Raw genomic sequence first — 6,983 nt, 5'->3', positions numbered from 1 at the left:
AGGGGAGGAATTTCCCCTCCTTGTTTAAGGAGGGGGTAGGGGAGGTTTAATAATATTGATAAGTACAATTTTAATACGTTACAGTAATTATGTTTTTATATACTTAGTTCAAATGGGACATACTTTCTTTTACTGCATCTAACGTTATTGAAATTTCCGATCCTGAATGTTCGCTACTGAGAAATCCAGCCTCAAACTGGCTTGGAGCAAAGTAAATCCCATTGGCCAGCATGGTGTGGAAGAATTTCGCATATCTGTCCGTATCAGCATATTTTTTTGCGCTTTCATAATCGGTGATCTTTACACCGGGTTCCTTCAAAAAGAAAAATCCAAACATTGTTCCGGCCTGGCCGATTTGCATAGGAATATTCGACTCTGCAGCGATTTCTCGTATGCCATCCGTTAACTTCCTGGTATTAACGCTAATTTCTTCAAACATCGTGGAAGCCGATAACAACTTCAAAGTTGCCAGCCCCGCCGTCATTACCAAAGGATTTCCCGAAAGAGTACCCGCCTGGTACATCTCTCCGGATGGTGCCACGTGCTGCATGATTTCTTTTTTCCCTGCATAAGCGCCAACCGGTAATCCACCGCCGATAACCTTGCCCAGACAGGTCAAATCAGGATTTAACTCAAATAGTATTTGCGCACCACCCATGCTGACACGAAACCCGGTCATCACCTCATCCAAAATGAAAAGTGAATCATTTTTGTGGCAAATATCTTGTAGCTCTTGTAAAAACCCGGGCTCCGGTTTAATAAATCCCATATTCCCTGCTATAGGTTCAACTATAACCGCAGCAATCTGACCGGCGAATCGATCGAAGAGAGTTCCAACAGAGTGGATGTCATTATAGGATGCGATGAGAGTATCAGACACACTAGCGGGAGGAACACCCGGAGAATCCGGCAAACCCAATGTGGCTACACCGCTTCCGGCCTGCACCAACAACATATCCGCATGGCCATGGTAACAGCCGGCAAACTTTATTATTTTGTATCGTTTAGTATAGGCTCGAGCCAATCGCAGGGCGCTCATCGTTGCTTCTGTCCCACTGTTGACAAACCGGATCATATCGATCGATGGAATCGCATTAATAATCAATTCCGCAAGATCGCTCTCCACATGGGTCGGTGCTCCATAACTGGTACCACGATCTAATGTCTCACGCAATGCTGAAACAACAGCAGGGAAAGCGTGACCTAAAATTAATGGTCCCCAGGATAATACATAATCCGTGTAGCGGTTTCCATCTACATCCCATAAATAGGGACCTTCTCCGCGATCGACAAAAAATGGAGTGCCAGAGACACTTTTGAATGCCCGAACAGGACTATTCACTCCACCTGGAATGAGTTGCAATGCTTTGCTAAAAAGGAATTCCGACTTTTCTATGTTCATTTGTTTTTATATCTTTTTGTTAAATGGTTTCAGTTTTAAGCGAGTCTGTATGAATTTTTAGATCTGATGCAATTTGTTCACTCATAACATTGGCTTGTTTGACACAATCTCCGACGGATATGCCACCACGGAAATTCCCGGAAAGATAAAGTCCGGGATACCCTTTCTCACACGCTTCTATCGAATCTATAATTTCTTGGTGGCCAAGATTGTACTGGGGAATCGCTTTATCCCAACGTTTGATTTCTACAAAGTCTGGCTTCTTATCGATCCCCATCAGATCTTGTAAATCCTGCTCAACCATATTAATGATTTGCTCTTTAGGTTTTAATGCATTCTCCGGTTGCCTGCTGCCACCGATATAGGTTGTAAGCGCAACACCTCCTGTTGGAGCGCGGTTTGAGAATAAGGTAGAGCTCCAAATTGTTCCCAGAATATTGCGATTTTCTTTCTCAGGAATCAAAAAACCAAAACCATCTAAAGGAATCTTGGCTGGATTTTCGTGATAACCAAAAAATACCATCGTAACCGGAGGATAGGATACCTGGTTCAATTGGTTTCGAATTGGAAAATCAAATTCAAAGTTTAATTCAGCAAAACTATGAGTGGGGATGACAAATAGTAATGAGCTGCAACGGATTGAGTGAAATTCATTATTCGATCTAAAAGCTACTTCAAACCCGGAATGTTGTTTTCGGATAAAGTCGATCTTTGAATCGGTATAAATTCTATTGGAAAACTGCTTAACAAGGGCATCGATGATCGTCTGCATCCCGTCTTGAAACGAGAATAACCTCGCCCTTTGTTTGGAGGTCTCATTACTTTTACGCCGCTTTATGGCCGCGCCTATAGCTCCTTTAAAGAGGCTGCCATAGGTTTGCTCCAATTCATACAGCTTGGGAAATGCGCTCCGGACACTGAGTTTCTCAGGAACACCGGCATAAACTCCCGCCACGAATGGATTGATAGCATAATCGAGGAATTCCTGTCCGAGACGACGTTTGACAAAATCTGCCAGTGATTCTTCCTTGTTTGTATTCGATGGTGAAATGAATGGTTCTTTCAGTAATCGTAATTTTGCTGATTTTGAAAAAAGATCTGATTTTAAGAAATGCAGGGGACCCATCGGGAGTGCATTTAGCTGTCCATTACGGACAATATAACGTTTCTTTGCATTGGGTTTGGCATATTCCACAAAATTTTCAATATCCAAATCAATCAATAATTGATGAAGCAGAGGTGTTGTGTCTAAAGTACTATTGGGGCCATATTCTACCAGGAAGCTCTCCATCCGTTGACTTCGGATATTTCCTCCCGAATAGGATTCCTTTTCTAAAATATTAACTTGAACATTATGGTTTTCGAGAAAGTGAGCAGTCGCCAAACCTGATATACCGGCTCCAATGATCAATACGTCGGTTTTTAAGTTTTTAGGCACGTTATAAGAACTAAACTTTCATCTTTATTTGCTTCACAGTATGTAACCATTTTGTACCGTCAAATTAATTATTAGATTATCCTATAATAATTCTACCGGTTCCGAACACCACTTTTGCAAGGTATCAATCCACAATGGATGATCGTTCATGCAAGGGATCATTTGAAACTCCTTTCCTCCGGCCTCCAGGAATAATTTTTTTCCTGCGATCTCTATTTCCTCCAGGGTCTCCAGACAGTCTGAAACAAAGGCGGGGCAAATCACTAACAACTTTTTCACCCCTTTTGCAGGAAGAAGCCGTAATTCCTCATCGGTAAATGGTTTCAGCCATGGATCTTTTCCCAAGCGCGATTGGAAAGAAATGGAATACTTGTTCCGTGGAATATTCAATTCCTTCGTCAAAAGATCTGCTGTTCTGAAAACCTGGTGTCGGTAACAGGTGTTATGAGCAATGGAAGAAATTTCACAACAGTTCTCTTTGATCAAACAATGCTGGCCAGTTGGATCTGATTTTTTGAGATGTCGCTCCGGGAGTCCATGATAACTGAGGAGTAGATGGTCAAATTCCCGGTTCAAATATGCTTTTGCACTCGCCGCAAGCGCTTGAATGTAGTCTGGATTGTCATAATAAAGAGGTTGAACGTTAAGATCGATTTTTAAATTGAGTTTAGTGATGGTTTTTTTTACTTCCACCAAAACAGACTCCACTGTGGCCATGGCATAATGAGGATAAAGAGGGATCAGGAAAATTTCTGCTAGTTTTGGATTATTTTTCAATAAGTTATGCATCCCTTGCAAAATCGAGGGATTGCCATAACGCATGGCTAGTTCAACTGGCTCATCCAGTTTTTCTTGCAGAAGTCGATGAACTTTTTGACTATTTACAATCAGCGGAGAACCATTTTCCCACCAAATTTTACGATAAGCTTCAGCGGATCGCCTTGGTCTGAAAGGAAGAATAAAAGCACCAACAATCATTTTTCGAACAAGATACGGCGTATCGATCACGTGTTTATCCATTAGAAATTGATGTAAGTATTTGCGGACATCCTTAACCGATGTCGAGTCCGGTGACCCTAAATTGACTAAGAGAATTCCTCGATTATTCATTTTACTATTCTTGATTTAACCGTATAGGTAACTATTCAGCCATTAGCTTTTAGCTGTTGGCCATTAGCTTACTGAGATTGTTACTCATTTTTGTTCACTATTTAACTGATCCATAATCACTTAACTATCTTTTGTTGGGATTAAAGATATCTCTTCAATGATGATTAATTTGAGTTTCCAATTCAAATGATGAACCTAAAGCAATTTCTAAAAATCGTTTGAAATCTATTTGACTGTTTCGGTTACAACCCTCAACAATATAGATACAGCCGAACGACAGATTTGACTTCTTAACCCGTATTTCTCTTCAACAGGAAGCCTTTCTGCCAATCCCGAAGCGTCGGGATGCCAATAGCTGAATAGTTACCAGTATAGATTATAATAAATTGGCTGTTCAAATCAAACCGTCATGGAATAAACAGGCTTTTCTGCCAGTTGATTCTCACCGAGGTAAGCGTCGAATACCATGGCAATATTGCGAATAACCAAACGGCCCGGTTCGGTAATCTGTAAACGATCGGGCTGAAGTATAATCAGACCATCCTGAATAAACTCATCCAACTTTTCGATGGAGTCGGAAAAGTATTCGTCAAAGTCCACACCAAACCGATCCCAAACCTCCGGTTTTAGCACTCGATTATTGCACATCAGTTCTATAATAACAAAACGACGCAGTTTATCGTCATCATTCAAACGATAGCCAACATGGGTTGGAATATTTCCTTGATCTAATGCTTGTTTATATTTTTTCATTCCTTTAGAATTTTGGGCATACATACTGTTCAGCTGGCTAATCGAGGTGATGCCCATAGCGTAGATCTCAGCCTCTGCATAGGTGCTATATCCCTGAAAATTACGATAGAGGGTATGATCATTTAAGGCTTTGGTTAATTCGTCCTCGGGTTTGGCAAAGTGATCCATACCAATGTAGACATAGCCTGATTCAGTCAGCTTATCGATGATCAGCTTAAGCAGTTTCAGTCGTTCGGTTGGTTCGGGAAGAGCCTCTGTCGGTATCAACTTTTGATGTTTCTTTAACCATGGGACATGCGCATAGTTGAACACAGCCAGGCGATCAGGGGAAATATCAATAATTTTATCAAGGGTTTTGCTATATGATTCCACAGTCTGGTACGGAAGACCGTAAATTAGATCGATATTGATGGAATTGAATCCTAACTCCCTGCTTTGCTTCACCACCTCACGGTTCAACGATTCCGGTTGAATTCGATTCACTGTCTCCTGTACTTTTGCATCCAAATCCTGCACACCAAAACTAACCCGGTTAAAACCAACGTTCCGTAATGTAGACAAGCAATCTTGAGAAAGACCCCTGGGATCGATCTCTATACTTATTTCGGCGCTATCGGAAAAATTGAAATGATCTGTAATATAACTAAAAATATCCGTGATTTGGTTCGGATCAAGATAGGTAGGTGTGCCTCCACCCCAATGTAACTGCACTACTTTACGCCTGGGATTGATCAGTTTGCTGACAAGATCGATCTCTTTTTTCAAATAGATTAAATAATCATCGATTCGCTCGGGATTTTGAGTAATGATAACATTACAGGCACAGAAATAACATAGAGACTTGCAAAATGGAAGATGAAAATAGAGCGATAAGTCGGTTAAGTTGCCGTTTTGGTTGGTTTCCACAATCTCATTATAAAAATCTTGAGCCCCGAAATCGCTGCTGAAATGGGGCGCGGTTGGGTAACTCGTATACCTGGGTCCAGGCTGATTATATTTCTCCAGCAATTCCAGATCGACTTCAAAATTACTTCGTTCGTTCATTGAGTACTGTACTCCTTATTAGGTAACTGCTTAATTCCATTGAGTTTTATTCATCGAAGCTTCATGAACATAATCAACCAATCGCTTCACGTTATCAACTGGTGTCTCGGGCAGGATGCCATGCCCCAGGTTGAAAATGTGTCCAGGTTTACCAGCTGCCTGTTCCAACACCTTTTGGGCTTTTGTCTTTAATTCTTCCCATGGAGCAAAAAGAGCTGCTGGGTCCAGATTCCCTTGAATAGCTACATCGTCACCCAACCTCTGCCAGGCATCATCCAGGTTAATGCGCCAATCAACACCAATTACATCGCCGCCGGTCTCTTTGATCAGTTCCAGCATGCCGCTTGTGTTCGTGCCAAAATGAATGATTGGCACATTTGCCGTTTTGGCTATTTCAATGGCATTTCGAGTATAGGGCGCCACCCTTTCAAGATAATCGGATGGACTGAGTTCGCCAACCCAACTATCGAAAACCTGGAGCACTTGTGCGCCAACCTGGGCTTGCGCAAGCAGGTACTGGCCAACTACAATCGACATTTTTTCCATTAATTGATGCCAGGCTTTGGGTTCACCAATCATCATGTTTTTTGTACGCAGGTAATTGCGACTGCTGCCGCCTTCAATAGCGTAGCATGCCAGCGTAAAAGGCGCACCACTGAATCCAATGAGTGGTAGATTTTTTCCATCCAATTCCCGACGAACCAGTTTGATGGCCTCAAGAGTAAATGACAAAACTTCAACAGGGGATGAAACTCGCAAATTCTCAATATCCGTAATTGTACGAATGGGATTGTCGATTACCGGACCTTCACCCTTTGTATACTCCAAGTTCAATCCCATACCTTCTAATGGTGGTAAGATATCGGCGAAAATAATAGCTGCATCCAGGTCGAAGGCGTTTATAGGCTGCATTGTGACCTCACAGGCCAATTCGGGATTTTTGATGATTTCTAAAATGCCAAAGCGTTGTCGCATGTTTCGATACTCAGTCATATACCGCCCCGCTTGTCGCATCAGCCAGATCGGCGTGGCATCTGTCGTCTTCCGATAACAAGCTCGTAAGAACCTGCTATTTAAAAAGTCGGGACTGGACTTTTTAGATGGCTTGGTTAAACTTTGAAATATACTCATAATTTTAGAAGGTTTATATTTTCCAATTAGATAATAATAATAAGCCTATCGTAGTTGGTGATACCAGAAAAGAGAATTGAATTACCAAATAACAAATAAACTCCA

Annotated in this window: 5 protein-coding genes and 1 pseudogene; all 6 read right to left on the bottom strand. The window is 41.7% G+C overall.

The genetic code is table 11. The annotated features are described in order from the left end of the window. Window positions 1-103 precede the first annotated feature (103 nt). Entirely contained in the window at window positions 104-1,402 is a 1,299-nt protein-coding gene (gene hemL, locus IIC38_19290; GenBank protein MCH8128070.1) for a glutamate-1-semialdehyde 2,1-aminomutase, read from the bottom strand. A gap of 19 nt (window positions 1,403-1,421) precedes the next feature. Further along, window positions 1,422-2,840: a protoporphyrinogen oxidase gene (gene hemG / locus IIC38_19285; protein MCH8128069.1), complete on the bottom strand. Its 1,419-nt coding sequence runs from the start codon at window positions 2,838-2,840 to the stop codon at window positions 1,422-1,424. Window positions 2,841-2,921: 81 nt separating this feature from the next. Continuing rightward, a complete protein-coding gene (gene hemH, locus IIC38_19280; protein ID MCH8128068.1) occupies window positions 2,922-3,950 on the bottom strand; it encodes a ferrochelatase in 1,029 nt (342 codons plus the stop codon). Window positions 3,951-4,070: 120 nt separating this feature from the next. Beyond that, window positions 4,071-4,280: pseudogene (locus IIC38_19275) on the bottom strand (four helix bundle protein). Between the two features lie 69 nt (window positions 4,281-4,349). Beyond that, a complete protein-coding gene (hemN, locus tag IIC38_19270; GenBank protein ID MCH8128067.1) occupies window positions 4,350-5,747 on the bottom strand; it encodes an oxygen-independent coproporphyrinogen III oxidase in 1,398 nt (465 codons plus the stop codon). A gap of 30 nt (window positions 5,748-5,777) precedes the next feature. Continuing rightward, entirely contained in the window at window positions 5,778-6,878 is a 1,101-nt protein-coding gene (gene hemE, locus IIC38_19265; GenBank protein MCH8128066.1) for a uroporphyrinogen decarboxylase, read from the bottom strand. Window positions 6,879-6,983: the final 105 nt, after the last annotated feature.

This window comes from candidate division KSB1 bacterium, assembly GCA_022566355.1.
Taxonomy (GTDB): Bacteria; Zhuqueibacterota; JdFR-76; order JdFR-76; family DREG01; genus JADFJB01.
Note: the sequence above shows the minus strand (reverse complement) of the source record. Positions and strands in the feature narration are given on the sequence as shown.